Here is a 20,717-nt window from a genome sequence, read left to right on the forward strand (position 1 = left end):
GAAGGCTTGCTGCCATGACGACGAACCCGATCCCCACCCGCACCCTCGGCACCCTCACCAGCTCCGCCATCGGCTTCGGCGCGATGGTCCTTTCCCCCGGCATGTACGGCGACATCGACGACGACCGCGCCCTCGCCGCCCTGGGCGCGGCCCTCGACGCGGGCGCCACCCACTTCGACACCTCCGACGCCTACGGCGACGCCGGCCACAACGAACGCCTGGTCGGCCGGGCCCTGCGCGACAGCGGCCGCCGCGAGGAGGTCCTGCTCGCCACCAAGTTCGGCCTCGCCATCCCGGCGGGCGCCGAGGCCCACGGCTTCCCCGTCACCTACGACTTCGGTGAGGTGAAGGTCAACGCCGAGCCCCGTTACGTACGCGGCTACGCCGAATCCTCGCTCCGTAACCTCGGCACCGACCGCATCGACCTCTACTACCTCCACTTCCCCGACCCCACCGTCCCCGTCGAGGAGACCGCCGGCGCCGTCGCCGAGCTGATCAAGGACGGCGACGTCCGCCACCTCGGCCTCTCCAACGTCACCGCCGACCAGCTGCGCCGGGCCCACGCCGTCCACCCGGTCGCCGCCGTCCAGGTCCAGTGGTCCATGTGGAGCCCCGTCGACCCCGAACTCCTCGCCGCAGCACGCGAGCTGGGCGTCGGCATCGTCGCCTGGAGCCCGCTGGGCAGCGGCTTCCTCACCGGTACGGTCCAGCAGGTCACCGACGACGACTTCCGCCGCGTCATCCCCGGCTTCCGCGACGAGAACCTCAAGGCCAACAACGACCGCTACGCGCCCGTGCGCGCCATCGCCGCCGAACTCGACCTCACCCCGAGCCAGTTGGCCCTGGCCTGGCTCCTCCACCAGTACGCACACGTCGTCCCGATCCCCGGCAGCCGTACCCCCGCCCACATCACCGAGAACCTCGCCGCCGCGCGGGTCGAGCTGGCACCGGACACTCGTGCCCGCATCGACCGGGCTCTGGCCGCCTTCGCCCCCGACGGCACGGCGACCCTCATCGAGAGGAACTGACGGCCATGTCAGCCGAACGCCTTGCCATGAACGCCCAGATCATCGACGAATTCCGGGCCCACTCCGGGGTCGTCGGCGGCCCCTTCGACGGCACCCCGATGCTGCTCCTCACCACCACCGGCGCCCGCAGCGGCGAGCGCCGCACCATGCCCCTGACCTACCTGCGCGACGGCGACGACCACCTCGTCGTCTTCGCCGCGAACGGCGGCCGACCGAACCACCCCGGCTGGTACCACAACCTCCTGGCCGACCCCCACGTGACCGTCGAGGTCGGCCCCGACCGCTTCGAGGCCGTCGCCCACGACGCCGGGGGCGCGGAACGCGAGCGCCTGTGGGCCGCCAAGCTGGCCGTGATGCCACTCCTCGCCGACTTCGAGACCCGGGCGGGAGACCGCGTCATCCCGGTCGTCGTCCTGGTCAGGAGTGCCAGACCTCGCTGATGCGGGTGATGGTGCCGGACGAGGACAGCGTGATGTCGTAGATGTTCCCGGAGCAGGAGTACGGGGAGTCCACGGCGGACTTCTGGAGGCACGCGCGGACGTGCGCGGTCAGTGTGTCGAAGCTGACCGTGCGGTGGGTGGTGGCGCCGGTGTCGAGCTGGGCGACGACGTCCGTGGCGAACTGGTAGTCCTTGGCCGCGCCGGTGCCCGCGTAGCCGCCGCCGTTCGGGTCGCAGGCGAAGGCCGCGGCCTTGGCCTGGACGATGAACTGGGTCGGCGGATTGACCAGTTCGACCACCTTGTGCCCGGCGGGCACATCGCCGGTGCCGCAGTCGGAGGACGGCTCCGGGTCCACGGGGAGGTCGCTGACGGACGGCGAGGCGGTGGCGGCGGCGGAGGAGGGCGACGATGAGGCCGAGGCCGAGGCCGCGGTCGTGCCGTCGGCCTTGCAGGACGTGAGGGTGAGCAGCGCAGCGGCGAGTGCGGCCGCGCCGAGCAGGCGGCGGGAGGGCATGGTGGTGGGGCTTCCTCAGGTGGGGGGAGGGTTAGAGACCGTTCCTGCGGTAGGGCAGGTAGGGCTGGCCGATCGACCTCTCGTGAGCGGCGTCCCCGGAGTAGTAGGGGTACGGGATCACATGCGAGACGGTGCCCTGCGAACCGTTGTCCTCCAGCGCGATGTACTTGGTGTGCGCGTCGTCGGCCCAGCCGCCGAACAGCACGGTGTGGTCGCCGGCGATCAGGGCGTCGCCCGGCTGGAGGTCGTTCTTGCCGATCTGGTGGGAGTACTGACTGCCCATCAGGCCGTCGGTGTTGGCGCCCGGCGGGTCCAGGCCCCAGGCGGCGGAGACGAAGCCGGAGCAGTCGTCGCGGTATCCGTTGGTGGTGGCCGACTGGCTGTAGCCGATGCGGTGGTTGATCCGCTCCAGGGCCCGGTTGACGACGTCCTTGCGGTCGTCGGACAGCCCCGAGGTGTCCGGGGCGTCGATGACACCCGCACCCCGGGTCGTGTGGTGCTTGTCCGGTGACCAGGCGTCCCAGCTGCCCACCGTCTTCCACTTGCCGTCACCCTGGCTGTCGAAGGAGTCCGACGTGGTGGGGGTCTTGCTGCCGCCTCCGCTGCGGCTGCTGCCGCCGCCTCCCGAGTGCCCGGGAGACGTGGGGGCGGACCGGTGCTTGTCGTGCTTCTTCAGCTCGTCCTGGTTCTTGCGGTCGGTTTCCGCGTACTGCTCCGCGACGGTCTTGAGCTTCTGTGCGTCGGCCGCCAGTTCCGTCGTGAGCTTGTCGTGGACGTCGGAGAGGGCGTACGCCTCGGCCTCGATCTCCCGGACGTCCTGCAGGACTTGGTACGCCGTGGCGAGGCCGGCCAGAAGGGCGGGCCCCATGACGGCCGCCGCGGCGGTGAGGTCGGTCCCGGCCGCCCTCGTGATGGCGGCTTTGGTCTCGCCGAGCTTCTTGGACATCTCCTCGACGCGTTTGCTCGCGGAGTCCCAGTCCTTCTGGAGCTGGTGGAGATGCTCCAGCTGAACGCCGAACTGCTCCTTGGCCATGCGGTTTTCCCCGTTCCCCGTTGTTCCCCGTTGTTCTGCGTTGTTCGGCGTCGTGTCAGATCACAGCACGTTGCCGAGCCGCTGCACCGACTCACTCAGCGCCTCAAGGCCGTCCGCGGCGGAGCGAAGCTCCCGGATCCGGCCCTGGGCATGGTTCTGGAAGGCGTCGGCTGCCTCGCCGTGCCAGTCGACCTGGCCCACGGCGGTGTCGATGTCCTTGCTCAGCTGGTCGATCTGCTTGCCCAGCGCGGCCAGCTCCGACGCGATCCGGCCCAGGTCCTCAGTGCTGCCGAACATCTTCTCCAGGGCCCAGTGCGCGATCTCCACCGGCGCCATCACGATGTCCTTGCCGACCTGGACGGCGTCCCCGACCAGCTGCTCGCCGTCGTGCCACGCCTCGCTCAGAAAGTTCATGCTGCCATCCCCCGTCCCCGCCCATACCGGCCGGTAGTTTAGTCCAAATCAGGGGCCCCACCTGGCACTTGGTCATCGTGAGAACCATTCTTGACTCTTCCATTACACTCCGTGAGTGATCGCACACGGTCGGCCGGGCCGAACGGATCAGGGAGAATAGAGCGCATGAGTGCTCGTAACCCGTCACCGGAAGCCGCCACCGCCCCGCACCGGGCCGGCTTCGCCTGCTTCGTGGGCCGCCCCAACGCCGGCAAGTCCACCCTCACGAACGCTCTGGTCGGCACAAAGGTGGCGATCACCTCCAACCGGCCCCAGACCACCCGCCACACCGTGCGCGGCATCGTGCACCGCCCCGACGCCCAGCTCGTCCTCGTCGACACCCCCGGGCTTCACAAGCCCCGCACCCTGCTCGGCGAGCGGCTCAACGACGTCGTACGCGCCACCTGGGCCGAGGTCGACGTCATCGGCTTCTGCGTCCCCGCCGACCAGAAGCTCGGCCCCGGCGACAAGTACATCGCCAAGGAGCTGGCGGAGGTCCGCAAGACCCCCAAGGTCGCGATCGTGACGAAGACCGACCTCGTCGACTCCAAGCAGCTCGCCGAGCAGCTCATCGCCATCGACCAGCTCGGCAAGGAACTCGGCATCGAATGGGCCGAGATCATCCCCGTCTCCGCCGTCGGCGACAAGCAGGTCTCCCTCCTCGCCGACCTCCTCGTGCCGCTGCTCCCCGAGAGTCCGCCCCTCTACCCCGAAGGCGACCTCACCGACGAGCCCGAGCAGGTCATGGTCGCCGAGCTGATCCGCGAAGCCGCGCTCGAAGGCGTACGCGACGAGCTCCCGCACTCCATCGCCGTCATGGTCGAGGAGATGATCCCCCGCGAGGGCCGCCCCGAGGGCAAGCCCCTCCTCGACATCCACGCCAACATCTATATCGAGCGCCCCAGCCAAAAGGGCATCATCATCGGGCCCAAGGGCGCCCGCCTCAAGGAGGTCGGCACCAAGTCACGCCGGCACATCGAGGCGCTGCTGGGCACGCCGGTGTTCCTGGACCTGCATGTGAAGGTGGCCAAGGACTGGCAGCGGGATCCGAAGCAGCTGCGGAAGCTCGGGTTCTAGGCGGCGGCTCAGGAGCCTTCCTTGAGGACTGTGCGGACCAGTTCGCGTTGGGCGTCGGTGAGGTCGGGGTCGGCGCAGTGGATGGTGCGGCCGTCGATGGTGATCTCGTAGTGGAAGCCGTCGGGGACGCCGCGTGGGGGGGCGCCCCGGCCCGTGGCGAGGGTGTCACGGGCCAGGGCGTGGAGGTGGAAGGCGTCGGGGCGGCCGGCGGTGTCGAGGGTGGCGTGGCGCTCGATTCCGGCGAAGCCGCCTGAGCGGGTAACGGATATACGCATGGGCGGCGCCTACCCGTGGACGGGCGGCTGCGCACCCTCGGGCGCCGGGGTCTGGTGGGGGAGTTCGGCGCCGCCGCCGTTGGTGGGGACGCCGACCTGGGACCAGGCCTTGAGGACGGCCTGGTACTCCTCGCCGTCGCCGTAGCGGGCGCGGGCCGAGGCGGCGGTGAGCCGGGCGAAGGCGGCGAAGTCGGCGGTGGTGGAGAGCTCGCCGCCGGTGAGGGTGTCGTACCAGATCTGGCCGGCCCGCTCCCAGGCGAAGCCGCCCAGGGACTCGGCGACGAGGTAGAAGGCGTGGTTGGGGATGCCGGAGTTGATGTGGACGCCGCCGTTGTCGCGGCTGGTCCGTACGTAGTGGTCCATCGTGGCGGGCTGCGGGTCCTTGCCGAGGACGTCGTCGTCGTAGGCCGTGCCCGGGGCCTTCATGGACCTGAGCGCGACGCCGGTGACGCGCGGGGCGAGCAGGCCCGCGCCGATGAGCCAGTCGGCCTGGTCGGCGGTCTGCTGGAGGGCGTACTGCTTGACGAGAGAGCCGAAGACGTCCGACAGCGACTCGTTCAGCGCGCCGGACTGGCCGAAGTAGTCCAGGTTCGCGGTGTGGAAGGTCACGCCGTGCGTCAGCTCGTGGCCGATGACGTCGACGGAGATGGTGAAGTCGTTGAAGATCTCGCCGTCGCCGTCCCCGAAGACCATCTGCTCGCCGTTCCAGAAGGCGTTGTTGTAGCCCTCGTCGAAGTGCACGCTGGCGAGCAGCGGCAGGCCCGAGTCGTCGATCGAGTGCCGGTTGTAGGCCTTCAGGTAGAGCTCGAAGGTCGCGCCGAGACCGTCGTACGCCCGGTTGACCGTGAGGTCCTTGGCGGCCTTGTCGGCTTCGGCACGGACCTTCTTGCCGGGCAGGTCGGTGCGGTGCTTGGCGTCGTAGACGGTCCGCTCGGGGTGGTCCGATGGCGCCCCCGCAGGCACCGGACCAATCGCGCTGACGGTCTCCAGGCGGCGTCGGGTACGCAGCGCGGCATCGCGTTCCAGAGTGCGGCGGGCCGGCTCGGCAAGCGCCTGGTCCTCGTTGCGGGCCAGCTTGTCGAGGACGTGCGGCGGAATGATCGTGCAGAAAATTGGCTCCATGGACGGCAATCTCGCACACCGTAAACACCCTGTCACCGGAAGCGATGACGATTGACGAGAAGGAGGGAAGATCTGCGCCTTTAGGCGTATCCCGACCGGTCTTGCATAGTGAGAAGAACGGCTCCGCGACTGCGGGAGCCCACCACCCTGGGCTAAGGTCATCAGCATCATGCGTTTCGGGCTGCTTCTCCTTAGCTGCCGCGGCGAGGGCCTGTAGTCGAGGCCGACCCCCTCCCCGCGGAGTTTGGCGTTGCGCATCCGCCGCCGTCGGCCGTACATCAGCCGGACCCAAGAGGAGCCCCAGCACATGACCAGTCCCAACGCCGTCGGCCGCCCCACGCCCATCACCGCCGCGACCGTGCGCCAGCAGCCCACCGCGATGCCGATCCACAAGTACAAGCCGTACGACGCCGTGGACATCCCGGACCGCACCTGGCCCGACGCCCGCATCACCAAGGCTCCCCGCTGGCTGTCCACCGACCTGCGCGACGGCAACCAGGCGCTGATCGACCCCATGTCGCCGGCCCGCAAGCGCGCGATGTTCGACCTGCTGGTGACGATGGGCTACAAGGAGATCGAGGTCGGCTTCCCCTCCTCCGGTGAGACCGACTTCAACTTCGTACGCTCCATCATCGATGAGGGCGCGATCCCGGAGGACGTGACGATCTCCGTCCTGACCCAGGCCCGCGAGGACCTGATCGAGCGCACCGTCGAGTCCCTGCGCGGTGCGGCCCGGGCCACCGTCCACATGTACAACGCCACGGCGCCGACCTTCCGCCGGGTGGTCTTCCGGGGCTCGAAGGAGCAGATCAAGGCCATCGCCACGGACGGCACGCGGCTGGTCATGGAGTACGCCGAGAAGATCCTGGGCGACGACACGATCTTCGGTTACCAGTACAGCCCCGAGATCTTCACCGACACCGAGCTGGACTTCGCCCTGGAGGTCTGCGAGGGCGTCATGGACGTCTGGCAGCCCGAGGCCGGCCGCGAGATCATCCTCAACCTGCCGGCCACGGTGGAGCGTTCGACCCCGAGCACGCACGCCGACCGCTTCGAGTGGATGTCCCGCAACCTGTCGCGCCGCGAGCACGTCTGCCTGTCGGTCCACCCGCACAACGACCGCGGTACGGCCGTGGCCGCCGCCGAGCTGGCGCTGATGGCGGGCGCCGACCGTATCGAGGGGTGCCTGTTCGGGCAGGGCGAGCGGACGGGCAACGTCGACCTGGTCACGCTGGGCATGAACCTGTTCAGCCAGGGCGTGGACCCGCAGATCGACTTCTCCCAGATCGACGAGATCCGCCGCACCGCCGAGTACTGCAACCAGATGGAGGTCCACGCGCGCCACCCGTACGTGGGCGACCTCGTCTACACCTCCTTCTCCGGCTCCCACCAGGACGCCATCAAGAAGGGCTTCGACGCGATGGAGGCCGACGCGGCCGCCGCCGGCAAGACCGTCGACGACATCGAGTGGGCCGTGCCGTACCTGCCGATCGACCCGAAGGACGTCGGCCGCTCGTACGAGGCGGTCATCCGGGTCAACTCGCAGTCCGGCAAGGGCGGCATCGCGTACGTCCTGAAGAACGACCACAAGCTGGACCTGCCGCGCCGCATGCAGATCGAGTTCTCGAAGATCATCCAGGCCAAGACCGACGCCGAGGGCGGCGAGATCACCCCCGCCGAGATCTGGTCGGTCTTCCGGGACGAGTACCTGCCGGTGGCCGACAACGCCTGGGGCCGCATCCAGCTGCGGGCCGGCCAGTCCACCACCGACAAGGACGGCACCGACACCCTGACCGTCCAGGCCGTCGTGGACGGCGAGGAGGCCGTCCTCACCGGCAGCGGCAACGGCCCCATCTCGGCCTTCTTCGACGCCCTGGCCGCCATCGGCATCGACGCCCGGCTCCTGGACTACAGCGAGCACACCATGAGCGAGGGCGCCAGCGCCCAGGCCGCCTCCTACATCGAGTGCGCCATCGACGGCACCGTCCTGTGGGGCATCGGCATCGACGCCAACACCACCCGCGCCTCCCTGAAGGCCGTCATCTCGGCCGTCAACCGCGCCGCACGCTAGCCTCCGGCGACTTCCGACCCCGGGGACGGCCCAAGAAATCGGGCCGTCCCCGGGGTCTTTTATGAATTGCCCCCTTACGTGGTACTGACTGCGAGTCGTCCGTGTGGCTAACATCACGGCAACACGGCAACGATGCCGAAGCGTTACGCACGCACGCGTGCGGGGCCGTGTCGGGACGAGGACGAACCGGGACGATACGGCCGGAGGGTGCGAGGTGCTCCAGTTCAAGGGCTTGTGCGTCTTGGGCGTGCGTACGACCTGGCACACCGAGGGCGACGGGGACTTCTTCTGCGCCGACTGCGGCGGAGACCGCGGCTACCGGCGCCGCAGCGGCGTCCGCCGGCTCACCGTGCTCGGCCTGCCGCTCTGGCCGCGCGGCAGCGCAGGCACCGTCGTGGAGTGCGTCGTCTGCCGGGCCCGCTACGGCCCCGAAGCCCTGGAACGCCCCACGACCACCATCTTCTCCGCGATGCTCCGCGACGCCGTGCACACCGTCGCCCTCGCCGTTCTCACCGCCGGCGGCGCCAACGGCGGGGCCGCCCGCAGTGCCGCGGTCGGCGCCGTCCGCTCGGCCGGCTTCACCGACTGCACCGAGGACCAGCTGCTCGGCCTCCTCGCCGCGATCGTCGCCGACGAGGGCCGCTTCCCCGGTGCCGCCGACGCCTGGGGCCCGGCCGGACTGGCCGACGCCATCGACGGCTGCGGCAGCTGGCTCTCCATCGAGCTCCACGAAGCCCTCGAACCCCTCGCCCGTCACCTCGCTCCCCAGGGCCGCGAACGCATCCTTCTCCAGGGCGCTCGCATCGCCCTCGCGGACGGCCCCTACCTCCCCGCCGAGCGCGAGGTCCTCACCGCCGTCGGCCGCTGCCTCGCCATCACCCGCGAAGAGACCGCCCGGCTCCTCGAGGCCGCGGCAGGCACGCCGTCCTAGTGCCGCGCCCGGTTACTCCCCGGGGAGTAACCCGCCCCGCCTCGCTCCCCTCGCAGTAGCGGCCGACTCGCCCTTGCGCGCGACGAAACGACCTCCCCGGGCCGGAAGTCTGGAAGGCATCAGACACCGGACACACCCGGCACGGAGGGAGGCCCACCATGGGGGCCCCGAGCAGTACGACCGTCGCGGCAGCTTCACCAGGGCAGCAGCGAAGGCGACGATGGCGTGCCGTGCCGTGGGCGGTGCTGGTGCTGTGGCTGGCGGTGGTGGCGCTGGCCGGGCCGCTGGCGGGCAAGCTGGCGGACGTACAGCAGAACCGGGCGGTGGACTACCTGCCGGTGAGCGCGGACTCGACGCAGGTGGCCAAGGTCCAGGACGCGCTGCCCGGCGGGGAGGCCACGGACCTGGTGCTGGTCTACCACCGGGACGGCGGGCTGACCGCCGCCGACCGCAGCAGGGCGGGGGCCCAGACCGCGCAGATCGCGCGGGCGCACCAACTCACCCGGCCGCCCGAGGGCATCCCGTCCAAGGACGGCACGACGCTGATGTACGCGGTGTCCAGCACCCAGCCGGGCCAGGACGACGCCGCCAGGAACGCCTTCGTGGACGACGTACGGAAGGTGGCCAACGGCGGCGGCGGACTGACCGCCGAGGTGGGCGGCGCGGGGGCGCTGAACACCGACACGAAGGAGGTCTACTCCTCCCTGGACGGACCGCTGCTCTACACGACGGTCGCCGTGGTCGCGGTGCTGCTGATCCTGATCTACCGCAGCCCGCTGCTGTGGCTGCTGCCGCTGGTCGTCGCGGGCGTCGCCGACGCCACCGCCATGAGCGCCGTCTACGGGCTCCACCAGGCCTTCGGCATCACCGTCACAGGCCAGAGCCAGGGCGTGATGACCATCCTCGTCTTCGGCGCGGGCACCGACTACGCCCTGCTGCTGGTCTCGCGCTACCGCGAGGAGCTGCGCCGTATCGAGCGCCCGTACGACGCCATGCGCGCCGCGCTGCGCGGCTGCGGCCCCGCGATCCTCGCCTCCTCCGGGACGGTCGCCGCGGGGCTGCTGTGCCTGCTCGCCGCCGACCTCAACAGCAGCCGGGGCATGGGCCCCATCGCCGCCGTCGGTGTGCTGAGTGCGCTCGCGGCGATGATCACGCTGCTGCCCGCGCTGCTGGTGCTGCTGGGGCGCCGGGTCTTCTGGCCGCTGGTCCCCGCCTACGGCAGCGAACCACCGCACCGGCGCGGCCTGTTCGCCGCGATGGGCACCTCCGCGGCGCGCCGTCCGCTCGCGGTGCTCGCGGGCGGGGCGGTGCTGCTGGGCGCGCTGGCGCTGGGCGCGTTCAACCTGCCGGGCAGCCTGAAGAACGAGGACACCTTCACCGCCAGGCCCGAGTCGGTCGCCGCGATGGGAACCCTGGCCCGCGCCTACCCCGACAGCAGCACGCAGCCGATCACCGTCATCGCGCCCACCGGCCGCGCGGAGCAGGCGCTCGCCACGGCGCGTACGGTCAAGGGCGTGGCGGCCGTCGAGCGAGGCCGCAGCGGCGGCGGCTGGACCGAGCTGTCCGTCACCGCGCAGGCCGCACCCGAGACGGCGGGCGAGACCGCCACCATCAAGACACTGCGGGCGGAGCTGGACGGCCCGTACGGGGCCCACGTGGGCGGGGCCAGCGCCCAGCAGCTCGACCTGGCGGACACCAGCGCGAGCGACCGGTGGATCGTCGTCCCGCTGGTGCTGCTCTCGGTGCTGCTGATCCTGATCGTGCTGCTGCGCAGCCTGGTCGCCCCGCTGCTGCTCGTGGCGGCGGTGGTCGCGGTGTGGGGCGCGGCGCTCGGCATCGGGGGACTGGTCTTCGGGCCGCTCTTCGGCTTCGGGGGGACCGATCCGGGGCTGCCGCTGCTGTCCTTCGTCTTCCTCGTCGCCCTCGGCGTCGACTACGGCATCTTCCTGATGCACCGGATGCGCGAGGAGTCCCTGGCCGGAGCCGAGCCGGCGGCGGCCGCCCTCACCGCGCTGCGGACGACGGGCGGGGTGATCGCCTCGGCGGGGCTGGTGCTGGCGGCGACCTTCTCGGTGCTGATCAACATGCCGCTGGTGTCACTGGCCGAGCTGGGCTTCGTCATCGCGGTCGGTGTGCTGCTGGACACCTTCCTCGTACGGACGTACCTGGTGACCTCGGCGAGCCTCGCGCTGCGGCACCGGGTCTGGTGGCCGGGCCGCCTCAGCCGTATCTGACAGCGGGCGCCCCGCCCTCCCGGCGGGGCGCCCCCGTAACGGAAGATGAAGCCGTGCCGGAACACCCACGCCTCACCGAGCGCGTCATCGCCGCCCTCGCGCGCAGCCACACGCCCGGGCCGGACCCACTGCGCGCGGACGCCCTGCTCGCCGCGGGCGTGCTCGCGGTGCAGTGCGCGACCGCGGCCCTCCTGCCGCAGGCCAACGGGCACCGGCCGGACGCGCTGGGCTGGGTGCTGCTCGTCGTCACCGCGCTCGCGCTGGTGGTGCGGCGGCGGGCGCCGATGACCGGGATGCTGGTGATCATCGCGGCCGTCGCGCCCTATCACGCGCTGGACAACGTGCACCTCGCCGTCGTCCCCGCCAGCATGATCGGAATCTACTCGATGGCGGTGGCCGGGCCGCCGCTGAGGACGTATCTGACGGTGACGGCGGCCATCGTGATCATGGCGGCGGTGATGTCGGCGACGCCCATGCTGCACGCGGGCTCGGACATGCTGCGCAGCGGCGGCTGGGTGCTGGCGGTGGCACTGATCGGCGAAGCGTCGCGCATCCACCGCAAGTACGTGGCCGCGATCGTCGAGCGCGCCGAACGTGCGGAGCGCACCCGCGAGGAGGAGGCGGCCCGGCGCGTCGCGGAGGAGCGGCTGCGGATCGCCCGCGACCTGCACGACCTGCTGGCCCACAGCATCACACTGATCGGCGTCCAGACGTCCGTGGCTGCCCACGTCCTGCTCGCCGACCCCGACCGGCTCGACCGCAAGGCCGTCTCCGAGGCCCTGGACGGCATCGCAGGGACCTGCCGGGACGCCCGCGCCGAGCTCCGGGCCACCCTCGACGTGCTCCGTACGCCGGACGGCCCCGGCTCCGACGACGCCGACGGCCCGCTGCCCGGCCTCCCCGGCCTCCCCGACCTCGCGGCGGCCGCCCGGGGCGCCGGGCTGAGCGTCAGCCTCGACGTCCCGGCCGAGCCCGGGGCGGCGGTGCCGGCGGCGGTGGGCGCGGCCGCGTACCGCATCGTGCAGGAGGCCCTGACCAACGTCGTCAAGCACGCCCGCGCCACCCGGGTCGACGTCCGGGTCGGCCGGACGGACGACGCCCTCCACGTGTCCGTAACGGACGACGGCACCGCGGCCGCCTCGCAGGACTCCGCCGGGGACGGAGCCGCCGCCGCGCCCGGCTACGGCCTGGTCGGCATGCGCGAGCGCGTCCGCAGCGTCGGCGGCACCCTGCGCACCGGCCCCCACCCGGGCGGCGGCTACGCCGTCAGCGCCGTGCTGCCCGTAGGAGGCACCCGATGACCGAGCCCATCCGGGTTCTCCTCGCCGACGACCAGACCCTCGTACGCGAGGCCTTTGCGATGCTCGTCGACTCCGCCCGCGACATGGCCGTCGTCGGCCAGGCCGGCACCGGCCGCCAGGCCGCCGAACTCGCCCGCAGCGCCCGCGCCGACGTCGTCGTGATGGACATCCGCATGCCCGACCTCGACGGCATCGAGGCCACCCGCCTCATCGCCGCCGACGAGGACCTCGCAGGCGTCAAGATCCTGGTCCTGACCACCTACGACACCGACGACCACGTCGTCGCCGCCCTCCGCGCCGGCGCCAGCGGCTTCCTGGTCAAGGACACCCGCCCCGCCGACCTCCTCGACGCCATCCGCACCGTCGCCGCCGGCGACGCCCTGCTCTCCCCGGGCCCCACCGCCCGCCTCATCGCCCGCGTCCTCCGCCTCCCCGACCGCCTCCCGCCCAACACCCCCGCCCCGGCCGCCCTCACCGCCCTCTCCGAACGTGAGCGCCAGGTCCTCACCCTCGTCGCCCGCGGCCTCAACAACACCGAAGCCGCCCACGCCCTCGGCCTCAGCCCCCTCACCGCCAAAACCCACGTCAGCCGCATCATGGGCAAGCTCGGCGTCCGCGACCGCGCCCAACTCGTCATCGCCGCCTACGAGTCGGGCCTCGTCACGCCGAACGGCTCAGTGAGCGGCTAGTGTCAGCGCCAGCGCGATCAGCGCCGGCACGGTCTGTACGAAGACGATCCGCCGGGAAGCCGTCGCCGCGCCGTACACGCCCGCCACGGCCACGCACACCAGGAAGAAGACCTTCGCCGCGAAGCCCACCGGGTCGTCGGCGACCGCGCCCCAGACCAACCCGGCGGCGAGAAAACCGTTGTAGAGGCCCTGGTTGGCGGCCAGCGCCTTCGTGGACTCGGCGAACTCGGGGGTCGTGCCGAAGGAGGCTCTGACTCTCGGGGTGGTCCAGAGAAACATCTCCATGACCAGGATGTAGGCGTGCAGGGCTGCGATGGCCAGCACGGCCACGGTTGCTGTGATCGACATGGGGGACAGGATCGCATCCCGTCGCCGGGGCCGGCGGGGCGCCTGGGGCGAAGCCCGTCGCAGCGGAACGCCCTGCTGCCGCCCGGCATCTCCGCCCGGCGGCACACCCCCGTCGTGGGCGGGTCAGGCGAAGACGGATCCGGAAGCTTTCGTCGAGGGTCTGGTAGAGGACGTCGACGGTCAGGGTGGCGAAGGCGCGTTCGCGGACGCTGAGCAGCTTCATGTCGGCGCGCATGCGTGACTGCAGGTCGACGTAGTCGGCGAAGGGGGAGTCGAGGCCGCGCAGGGCTCCCCGGCCCAGGGCCGCGCCCGGGGCCGGAACCGGCGAGGCCAGGGCGAACGGCTGCGGGAGGACGTCGTCTCCGCCGCCCTCCGGCTGTTAGGGAGGAGATGGGCGAGCGCACCACCGCCGCGGTCCAGCGGTGCATGGACGCCGGGCTTGCACCCGCCGGCGACGCCGCGACCGTCTCCCTGGATCTGAGGACGGCCGTCCACGGCGCCGTGTCGATGCGCGTCAACATGCCCGACCTCCCCCTGCCGCCGCTGGACGAGCAGGTCGAACGATTTCTCGTGAAGCTCGTCGGAGTCGCGTGAGGCATGCGGGAGAATGGGTGCCATGAGTCTGTTCCGCGACGACGGCATCGTGCTGCGCACCCAGAAGCTGGGTGAGGCGGACCGGATCATCACGCTGCTCACCCGCCGCAGTGGACGCGTGCGGGCGGTGGCCCGCGGGGTACGCCGTACGAAGTCGAAGTTCGGTGCGCGGCTGGAGCCCTTCTCCCACGTCGACGTGCAGTTTTTCGCGCGGGGCGGTGAGCTGATCGGCCGGGGGCTGCCGCTGTGCACGCAGGGCGAGACGATTGCGGCGTACGGTAGCCGGATCGTCACGGACTACGCCCGCTACACGGCCGGGACGGCGATGCTGGAGACGGCGGAGCGCTTCACCGACCATGAGGGCGAGCCGGCGGTGCAGCAGTATCTGCTGCTGGTGGGCGGGCTGCGGACACTGGCCGAGGGCTCGCACGACCCCCGCCTGGTGCTGGACGCGTTTCTGCTGCGCTCGCTCGCGGTCAACGGCTACGCGCCGAGCTTCGGGGAATGCGCGAAGTGCGGGATGCCCGGCCCGAACCGGTTCTTTTCGGTCGCGGCGGGAGGAGTGGTATGCGGCGAGTGCCGCCCGGCCGGAAGCGTCGTACCCTCACTGGAGTCCCTGGAACTGCTCGGCGCACTGCTCGGCGGCGACTGGGAGACGGCGGACGCGTGCGAGCCACGTCACTGCCGGGAGGGCAGTGGGCTGGTGGCGGCGTATCTGCAGTGGCATCTGGAGCGCGGCCTGCGCTCGCTCAGGTTCGTGGAGAAGTAGAAGAAGTAGGAGAGGCACGCGCATGGCAGTTCGCGGGATTCTGACCCGTTCCCGACGCGAGTACCGGGCCCCCGACCCGCACCCGTCCGGCGCGAAGCCCCCCAAGATCCCGGGCGAGTTGGTGCCGCAGCACGTCGCCTGCGTCATGGACGGCAACGGCCGCTGGGCCAAGGAGCGTGGCCTGCCCCGCACCGAGGGCCACAAGGTCGGCGAGTCGGTGGTGCTGGACGTCCTCAAGGGCTGTCTGGAGCTCGGCGTCAAGAACCTCTCCCTCTACGCCTTCTCGACGGAGAACTGGAAGCGCTCGCCCGACGAGGTCAAGTTCCTCATGAACTTCAACCGCGACGTGATCCGCCGCCGCCGCGAGGAGATGGACGCCATGGGCATCCGGATCCGCTGGGCGGGCCGGATGCCGAAGCTGTGGAAGAGCGTGGTCAACGAGCTGCAGATCGCCGAGGAGCAGACCCGCGGCAATGACGCGATGACGCTCTACATGTGCGTGAACTACGGCGGCCGCGCGGAGATCGCCGACGCGGCGGCCGCGATGGCGCGGGACATAAAGTCCGGGCGGCTCGACCCATCCAAGGTCAACGAGAAGACCCTGTCGAAGTACATGTACCACCCGGACATGCCGGACGTGGACCTCTTCATCCGGCCGTCCGGCGAGCAGCGCACGTCCAACTTCCTCATCTGGCAGTCCGCTTACGCCGAGATGGTCTTCCAGGAAGTGCTGTGGCCGGACTTCGACCGCCGTGACCTGTGGCGGGCCTGCCTGGAGTACGCCTCCCGGGACCGCCGGTTCGGCGGCGCGCTGCCCAACGAGACCGAGAAGGCCAAGAGGGCCGAGAAGAAGGCGTAACCCCCTCGGACGCTCGGGCGCCCGACCGCCTCAACCGGCAGCGGCCGCGCACTCCGCGCAGGTACCGAAGATCTCCACGGTGTGCGCGACATCGACGAAGCCGTGGTCGGCGGCGATCGCGTCGGCCCACTTCTCGACGGCCGGGCCCTCGACCTCGACCGCCTTGCCGCAGACGCGGCAGACCAGATGGTGGTGGTGGCCGCTGGAGCAGCGGCGGTAGACGGACTCACCGTCGCCGGTGCGCAGGACGTCGACCTCGCCGGCGTCTGCCAGGGACTGGAGGGTGCGGTAGACCGTGGTGAGGCCGACCGAGTCGCCGCGGTGCTTGAGCAGGTCGTGCAGCTCCTGGGCGCTGCGGAACTCGTCCACCTCGTCGAGGGCTGAGGCCACTGCGGCGCGCTGCCGGGTCGATCGGCCGCGCACTGGGGGCTGCTTGGCGGTCGTCACCGGTGCCTCCTTCTCGGTCGTCCCGTGTTTCCGTCCGACGGGCCATTGTGCCAGGCCGGGCGGCGGGCGGTCGTCATACCTTCACGTCGTCGCCGGGGGAGCGGCTCACGGGTACCTCAAGGGTGCACCGTTCCTCGGCCTCCGTGGCCTGCCGGGCGCGCTTTCTCGCCAGTGGACCGGCGAGCGCGGTGAGCAGGACGAACAGTCCGATCGCCATCAGCACGATGGTCGCGCCGGAGGGCACGTCCACGTAGTACGAGGTGACCGTCCCGGACAGGGTCACGACGACGCCGATGACGATCGACATCGCGAACGTCATCGCGAAGCTGCGGGCGACCTGCTGCGAGGCGGCCACCGGGATCACCATCAGGGCGCTCACCAGCAGCAGGCCCACCACGCGCATCGCGACCGTGACGGTGACCGCCGCGGTGACCGCGACCAGCAGATTGAGCAGCCGCACCGGCAGCCCGGTGACCTGGGCGAACTCCTCGTCCTGGCTGACGGCGAAGAGCTGCCGCCGCAGGCCGATGGTGACCAGCAGGACGAAGGCGGCCAGCCCGCAGATCATCGGGATGTCCGCCGGCGCGACCGTGGTGATCGAGCCGAAGAGGTAGGTCGTCAGGTTGGCCGTGGTGCCGGTCCTGGACAGCGACGTCAGCATCACACCGGCCGCCATGCCGCCGTAGAAGAGCATGGCCAGGGCGATGTCGCCGCGGGTCCTGCCGTACCAGCGGATCAGTTCCATCAGGACCGAGCCCACGACCGCGACCGCGGTGGCCATCCACACCGGGCTGGCGTTGAGCAGGAAGCCGAGGCCGACACCGGTGAGGGCGACATGGCCGATGCCGTCGCCCATCAGGGCCTGCCGGCGCTGTACGAGGTAGATGCCGATGGCCGGGGCGGTGACGCCGACCAGCGCGGCGGCGATCAGTGCCCGCTGCATGAAGGCGTACGTGAGGAGGTCCATCAGGTCAGCAGTCCCGTACGAATCGGCGCGGACGCCGGGTCCGCGTGCGGATGCACATGGTCGTGGCCGGGCAGCGCATGCTGGCCGACGGCCTTCGGCGGCGGGCCGTCGTGGACGACGCAGCCGTCGCGCAGCACGACCGCGCGGTCGATCAGCGGCTCCAGGGGCCCGAGTTCGTGCAGGACCAGCAGTACGGTGGCGCCGGCCGCGACCTGCTCGCGCAGGGTGCCGGCCAGGACGCCCTGGCTGGCCAGGTCGACGCCGGCCATCGGCTCGTCCATGATCAGCAGCTCGGGTTCGGCGGCCAGCGCGCGGGCGATCAGCACCCGTTGGTGCTGGCCGCCGGACAGCGCGTTGACCGAGTCCTTGGCCCGGCCGGCCAGGCCGACCAGCTCCAGGGCCCGGTCCACGGCGGCCCGGTCGGACTTGCGGGGCAGCCCCAGCTTCGTACGCGCCAGGCGCCCGGCCGACACGACCTCGCGGACGGTGGCCGGGACCCCGGAGGCGGCGGTGGTGCGTTGCGGTACGTAGCCGATCCGCGCCCAGTCCCGGAAGCGCCGCCGGTCCACGCCGAACAGCTCCAACGTGCCGCCGGACAGCGGCACCTGGCCGACCACGGCGCGCACCGCCGTGGACTTGCCGGAGCCGTTGGCGCCGAGCAGCGCGACGACCTCGCCGCGCCGCACCGTCAGGTCGATGCCGCGCAGCACGGGCCGTGAGCCCAGGGCGGCGGTGCCGCCCTTGAGCGCGATGACGGGGGCTGCGCCCCCGCTCCCACCTGCGGCGCTTGACGCGCTGCGTCCGGCGTTTGTGCCTACGTCTCGGCCGTTCGCCGCGCCGCGATCCACTTCGGGGGCCATCCCGGTCTCCTCTACTTCGCGCCGAGCGCGGCCCGCAGGGCCGCCAGGTTGCTCTGCTGGACCTCGATGTAGTCGCTGCCCTTGGATTTCGCGGTGATGCCCTCGATGGGGTCGAGTACATCAGTCCGGACGCCGAGGTCGCCCGCCAGGGTCTTGGCGGTCTTGTCGCTGACCAGGGTCTCGAAGAAGACCGTCGAGACGTTCTTCTGCTGGGCGAGGGAGTGCAGCGCCTTGATCCGGGCGGCGCTGGGCTCGGTCTCGGGGTCGATGCCGCTGATGGCCTCCTCGACCAGGCCGTAGCGCTCGGCGAGGTAGCCGAAGGCGGCGTGCGTGGTGACGAAGGTGTCCGAGGTGCGGTTCTTCAGGCCGTCCTTGAACTGCGTGTTCAGCGCGTCCAGCTTCTTGACCAGGGCGTTGAGGTTCTTGGCGTACGTGTCCGCGTGGTGCGGGTCGGCCTTGGCGAGGGTCTTCTCGACGCCCTTGGCGACCTGGGCGTACTTCACCGGGTCGAGCCAGATGTGCGGGTCGGCGCCGGCTTCCTCGCCGGTGGAGCCGGTGTTGTTGTCGCCGGTGGTGTGGCTGTGGCCGTCGACCTCGGTGCCGTGCTTCTCCAGCGAGGTGAGGGAGGCCGCGTCGGCGATGTTCTTCACGCCGGACTGGGCGATCGCGTCGTCGACGGCGGGCTGCAGACCCTTGAGGTAGACGATCACGTCGGATTCGCCGAGCGCGCCGGTCTGCCGCGGGGTGAGCTCCAGGTCGTGCGGCTCGACGCCCGGCTTGGTGAGCTCGGTGACGCTGACGTGGCTGCCGCCGATCTGCTCGGCCAGGTACTGCATGGGATAGAAGGACGCGGTGACCTTGAGCTTGCCGCCGCTGCTCACGCTCGCGCCACCGTCGGAAGAGCACGCGGACAAGGTGGCGAGGCTGAGCGCGGTGGCCCCGGCGACGGCCGTGGGGGCTATGAGGCGGCGACCTATGTTCATGACTCCCATTTTCAACAAAACTGGAAACGATTGTCAATTGAGCTGGCTGTGACCCCCGTCCTACCCCCGCCCCCGCCCCCGGACCGGGAACCGATTTGATACGGCCCCCTCACCCGCCGGTAATCTGAGGTATTCGCCGGAACGCACGCACCGCACACGCATCCCGGCGGACTCCATCGACCGCTTCGTCGTACTGAAGAGAGCACCGTGGCCGCCGACAAGATCGACACCATCGTCAGCCTGAGCAAGCGCCGTGGCTTCGCATTCCCCAGCAGTGAGATCTACGGCGGTCAGCGCGCCGCCTGGGATTACGGGCCGCTCGGCGTCGAGCTCAAGGAGAACATCAAGCGTCAGTGGTGGCGCTCCATGGTCACCTCGCGCGACGACGTCGTCGGGATCGACTCGTCGGTGATCCTCGCCCGCGAGGTCTGGGAGGCCTCCGGCCACGTCGCCACCTTCACCGACCCGCTCACCGAGTGCACCTCCTGTCACAAGCGTTTCCGCGCCGACCACCTCATCGAGGCGTACGAGGCCAAGCACGGCCGCGAGCCCGCCAACGGCCTCGCGGACATCAACTGCCCGCACTGCGGCAACAAGGGTGCCTTCACCGAGCCGAAGGAGTTCTCCGGCCTGCTGAAGACCACCCTCGGCGTCACCCAGGACGCCTCGGGCACCGCCTACCTGCGGCCCGAGACCGCCCAGGGCATCTTCATCAACTTCGCCACCGTCCAGCAGACCTCGCGCAGGAAGCCGCCGTTCGGCATCGCCCAGACCGGCAAGTCCTTCCGCAACGAGATCACGCCGGGCAACTTCATCTTCCGTACCCGCGAGTTCGAGCAGATGGAGATGGAGTTCTTCGTCAAGCCGGGTGAGGACGAGACCTGGCACGAGTACTGGATGCAGCAGCGCTGGGACTGGTACCGCGACCTCGGCATCCGCGAGGAGAACATCCGCTGGTACGAGCACGCGAAGGAGAAGCTGTCGCACTACTCGAAGCGCACCGTCGACATCGAGTACCGCTTCAACTTCGGCGGCAGTGAGTTCTCCGAGCTGGAGGGCATCGCCAACCGGACGGACTTCGACCTCAAGGCGCACTCCGAGGCGTCGGGCACCGATCTGTCGTACTTCGACCAGGAGGCCGGCGAGCGCTACTTCCCGTACGTCATCGAGCCCGCGGCCGGTCTGAACCGGGCCATGCTCGCCTTCATGCTCGACGCGTACAACGAGGACGAGGCGCCCAACGCCAAGGGCGTCATGGAGAAGCGCACCGTCATGCGCCTCGACCCGCGCCTGGCGCCGGTCAAGGTCGCCGTGCTCCCGCTGTCCCGCAACCCGCAGCTCTCGCCCAAGGCGAAGGGCCTGGCGGCCGACCTGCGCCGCAGCTGGAACATCGAGTTCGACGACGCGGGCGCGATCGGCCGTCGTTACCGCCGCCAGGACGAGATCGGTACGCCGTTCTGCGTCACGGTCGACTTCGACACCCTCGACGACAACGCGGTGACGGTCCGCGAGCGCGACACGATGAAGCAGGAGCGTGTCTCGCTGGACCAGGTCCAGTCCTACCTGGGCAGCCGTCTGCTCGGCTGCTGACCGTTTGTGGCCGTGGGGCGCGGGGGGGGGGGGGGGGGAGGCCCCCCCCCGCCGCCCCGGGGGGCGGGGGGGCCCACCCACAACCACACGGTGGGGAGCCCCCCGGGGGGGGCCCCCACAAGAGGGGGAAAC

General features: G+C 70.9%; 22 protein-coding genes. 12 read left to right on the plus strand and 10 right to left on the minus strand.

Annotation, left to right across the window (positions count from 1 at the left end; genetic code table 11):
• Positions 1-14 precede the first annotated feature (14 nt).
• A complete protein-coding gene (locus ACFXJ5_RS10685) occupies positions 15-1,028 on the plus strand; it encodes an aldo/keto reductase (protein WP_384629803.1) in 1,014 nt (337 codons plus the stop codon).
• 5 nt (positions 1,029-1,033) lie between these two features.
• Positions 1,034-1,468 carry a nitroreductase family deazaflavin-dependent oxidoreductase gene (locus ACFXJ5_RS10690; protein WP_384629805.1) on the plus strand — a complete coding sequence of 145 codons (435 nt, stop codon included), beginning with the start codon at positions 1,034-1,036 and terminating at the stop codon, positions 1,466-1,468.
• Here ACFXJ5_RS10690 and ACFXJ5_RS10695 read toward each other — a convergent pair.
• Genes ACFXJ5_RS10695 through ACFXJ5_RS10705 form a run of 3 tightly spaced genes read right to left on the minus strand, consistent with a single transcriptional unit; the run spans position 1,446 to position 3,429 of the window.
• Entirely contained in the window at positions 1,446-1,982 is a 537-nt protein-coding gene (locus tag ACFXJ5_RS10695) for a hypothetical protein (RefSeq protein ID WP_384629807.1), read from the minus strand. The two genes, ACFXJ5_RS10690 and ACFXJ5_RS10695, sit on opposite strands and share 23 nt — an antisense overlap.
• 31 nt (positions 1,983-2,013) lie before the next feature.
• Complete coding sequence (locus tag ACFXJ5_RS10700; protein WP_384629809.1) at positions 2,014-3,015, minus strand: hypothetical protein; 1,002 nt, start codon at positions 3,013-3,015, stop codon at positions 2,014-2,016.
• Positions 3,016-3,075: 60 nt separating this feature from the next.
• The gene (locus ACFXJ5_RS10705; RefSeq protein WP_384629811.1) at positions 3,076-3,429 is read right to left on the minus strand and encodes a hypothetical protein; all 354 of its coding nucleotides are present in this window, start codon (positions 3,427-3,429) and stop codon (positions 3,076-3,078) included.
• 165 nt (positions 3,430-3,594) lie between these two features.
• Between ACFXJ5_RS10705 and era the strand changes: the two genes are divergently transcribed.
• Complete coding sequence (gene era / locus ACFXJ5_RS10710) at positions 3,595-4,545, plus strand: GTPase Era (RefSeq protein ID WP_384629813.1); 951 nt, start codon at positions 3,595-3,597, stop codon at positions 4,543-4,545.
• A gap of 8 nt (positions 4,546-4,553) precedes the next feature.
• On the opposite strand, the gene ACFXJ5_RS10715 is transcribed toward era, so the two are convergent.
• Positions 4,554-4,820, minus strand: coding sequence for a protealysin inhibitor emfourin (locus ACFXJ5_RS10715; RefSeq protein WP_384629815.1), 267 nt, complete (start codon positions 4,818-4,820; stop codon positions 4,554-4,556).
• A 9-nt stretch (positions 4,821-4,829) separates the two neighbouring features.
• Positions 4,830-5,942 carry a M4 family metallopeptidase gene (locus ACFXJ5_RS10720; protein WP_384629817.1) on the minus strand — a complete coding sequence of 371 codons (1,113 nt, stop codon included), beginning with the start codon at positions 5,940-5,942 and terminating at the stop codon, positions 4,830-4,832.
• Between the two features lie 307 nt (positions 5,943-6,249).
• Between ACFXJ5_RS10720 and leuA the strand changes: the two genes are divergently transcribed.
• The 5 genes from leuA to ACFXJ5_RS10745 all read left to right on the plus strand — a co-directional run bounded on the left by leuA (position 6,250) and on the right by ACFXJ5_RS10745 (position 13,168).
• Positions 6,250-8,013 carry a 2-isopropylmalate synthase gene (leuA, locus tag ACFXJ5_RS10725; protein WP_384629819.1) on the plus strand — a complete coding sequence of 588 codons (1,764 nt, stop codon included), beginning with the start codon at positions 6,250-6,252 and terminating at the stop codon, positions 8,011-8,013.
• 214 nt (positions 8,014-8,227) lie between these two features.
• Positions 8,228-8,944, plus strand: coding sequence for a TerB family tellurite resistance protein (locus ACFXJ5_RS10730; RefSeq protein WP_384629821.1), 717 nt, complete (start codon positions 8,228-8,230; stop codon positions 8,942-8,944).
• Between the two features lie 158 nt (positions 8,945-9,102).
• Positions 9,103-11,178 carry an MMPL family transporter gene (locus ACFXJ5_RS10735; protein WP_384629823.1) on the plus strand — a complete coding sequence of 692 codons (2,076 nt, stop codon included), beginning with the start codon at positions 9,103-9,105 and terminating at the stop codon, positions 11,176-11,178.
• Positions 11,179-11,231: 53 nt separating this feature from the next.
• Positions 11,232-12,479: a sensor histidine kinase gene (locus ACFXJ5_RS10740; protein WP_384629825.1), complete on the plus strand. Its 1,248-nt coding sequence runs from the start codon at positions 11,232-11,234 to the stop codon at positions 12,477-12,479.
• Positions 12,476-13,168, plus strand: a complete 693-nt coding sequence (locus ACFXJ5_RS10745) for a response regulator (protein ID WP_384629827.1) — start codon at positions 12,476-12,478, stop codon at positions 13,166-13,168. The genes ACFXJ5_RS10740 and ACFXJ5_RS10745 overlap by 4 nt, the downstream gene beginning before the upstream one ends.
• On the opposite strand, the gene ACFXJ5_RS10750 is transcribed toward ACFXJ5_RS10745, so the two are convergent.
• Entirely contained in the window at positions 13,154-13,516 is a 363-nt protein-coding gene (locus ACFXJ5_RS10750; RefSeq protein ID WP_384629829.1) for a DUF1304 domain-containing protein, read from the minus strand. The genes ACFXJ5_RS10745 and ACFXJ5_RS10750 overlap by 15 nt on opposite strands.
• A 390-nt stretch (positions 13,517-13,906) precedes the next feature.
• On the opposite strand from ACFXJ5_RS10750, the gene ACFXJ5_RS10755 reads away from it, so the two are divergent.
• Genes ACFXJ5_RS10755 through ACFXJ5_RS10765 form a run of 3 tightly spaced genes read left to right on the plus strand, consistent with a single transcriptional unit; the run spans position 13,907 to position 15,738 of the window.
• Positions 13,907-14,110: a hypothetical protein gene (locus ACFXJ5_RS10755; protein ID WP_384629831.1), complete on the plus strand. Its 204-nt coding sequence runs from the start codon at positions 13,907-13,909 to the stop codon at positions 14,108-14,110.
• A 22-nt stretch (positions 14,111-14,132) separates the two neighbouring features.
• Positions 14,133-14,879 (plus strand): DNA repair protein RecO, encoded by a 747-nt coding sequence (gene recO / locus ACFXJ5_RS10760; protein WP_127354910.1) that lies wholly within the window; start codon positions 14,133-14,135, stop codon positions 14,877-14,879.
• Positions 14,880-14,901: 22 nt separating this feature from the next.
• Positions 14,902-15,738: an isoprenyl transferase gene (locus tag ACFXJ5_RS10765; protein ID WP_384629833.1), complete on the plus strand. Its 837-nt coding sequence runs from the start codon at positions 14,902-14,904 to the stop codon at positions 15,736-15,738.
• A 30-nt stretch (positions 15,739-15,768) separates the two neighbouring features.
• On the opposite strand, the gene ACFXJ5_RS10770 is transcribed toward ACFXJ5_RS10765, so the two are convergent.
• The 4 genes from ACFXJ5_RS10770 to ACFXJ5_RS10785 all read right to left on the minus strand — a co-directional run bounded on the left by ACFXJ5_RS10770 (position 15,769) and on the right by ACFXJ5_RS10785 (position 18,995).
• A complete protein-coding gene (locus ACFXJ5_RS10770) occupies positions 15,769-16,185 on the minus strand; it encodes a Fur family transcriptional regulator (RefSeq protein WP_384629835.1) in 417 nt (138 codons plus the stop codon).
• A 73-nt stretch (positions 16,186-16,258) separates the two neighbouring features.
• On the minus strand, positions 16,259-17,152 hold the full coding sequence (locus tag ACFXJ5_RS10775; protein WP_384629837.1) for a metal ABC transporter permease: 894 nt from the start codon (positions 17,150-17,152) through the stop codon (positions 16,259-16,261).
• Positions 17,152-18,012: a metal ABC transporter ATP-binding protein gene (locus tag ACFXJ5_RS10780; protein WP_384629839.1), complete on the minus strand. Its 861-nt coding sequence runs from the start codon at positions 18,010-18,012 to the stop codon at positions 17,152-17,154. Before ACFXJ5_RS10780 ends, ACFXJ5_RS10775 begins: the two co-directional genes overlap by 1 nt.
• An 11-nt stretch (positions 18,013-18,023) precedes the next feature.
• The gene (locus ACFXJ5_RS10785; RefSeq protein ID WP_384629841.1) at positions 18,024-18,995 is read right to left on the minus strand and encodes a metal ABC transporter substrate-binding protein; all 972 of its coding nucleotides are present in this window, start codon (positions 18,993-18,995) and stop codon (positions 18,024-18,026) included.
• A 207-nt stretch (positions 18,996-19,202) separates the two neighbouring features.
• Between ACFXJ5_RS10785 and ACFXJ5_RS10790 the strand changes: the two genes are divergently transcribed.
• Positions 19,203-20,585 carry a glycine--tRNA ligase gene (locus ACFXJ5_RS10790; RefSeq protein WP_384629843.1) on the plus strand — a complete coding sequence of 461 codons (1,383 nt, stop codon included), beginning with the start codon at positions 19,203-19,205 and terminating at the stop codon, positions 20,583-20,585.
• Positions 20,586-20,717: the final 132 nt, after the last annotated feature.

The organism is Streptomyces sp. NPDC059373 (assembly GCF_042751495.1).
In the GTDB taxonomy this organism is placed as follows: domain Bacteria; phylum Actinomycetota; class Actinomycetes; order Streptomycetales; family Streptomycetaceae; genus Actinacidiphila.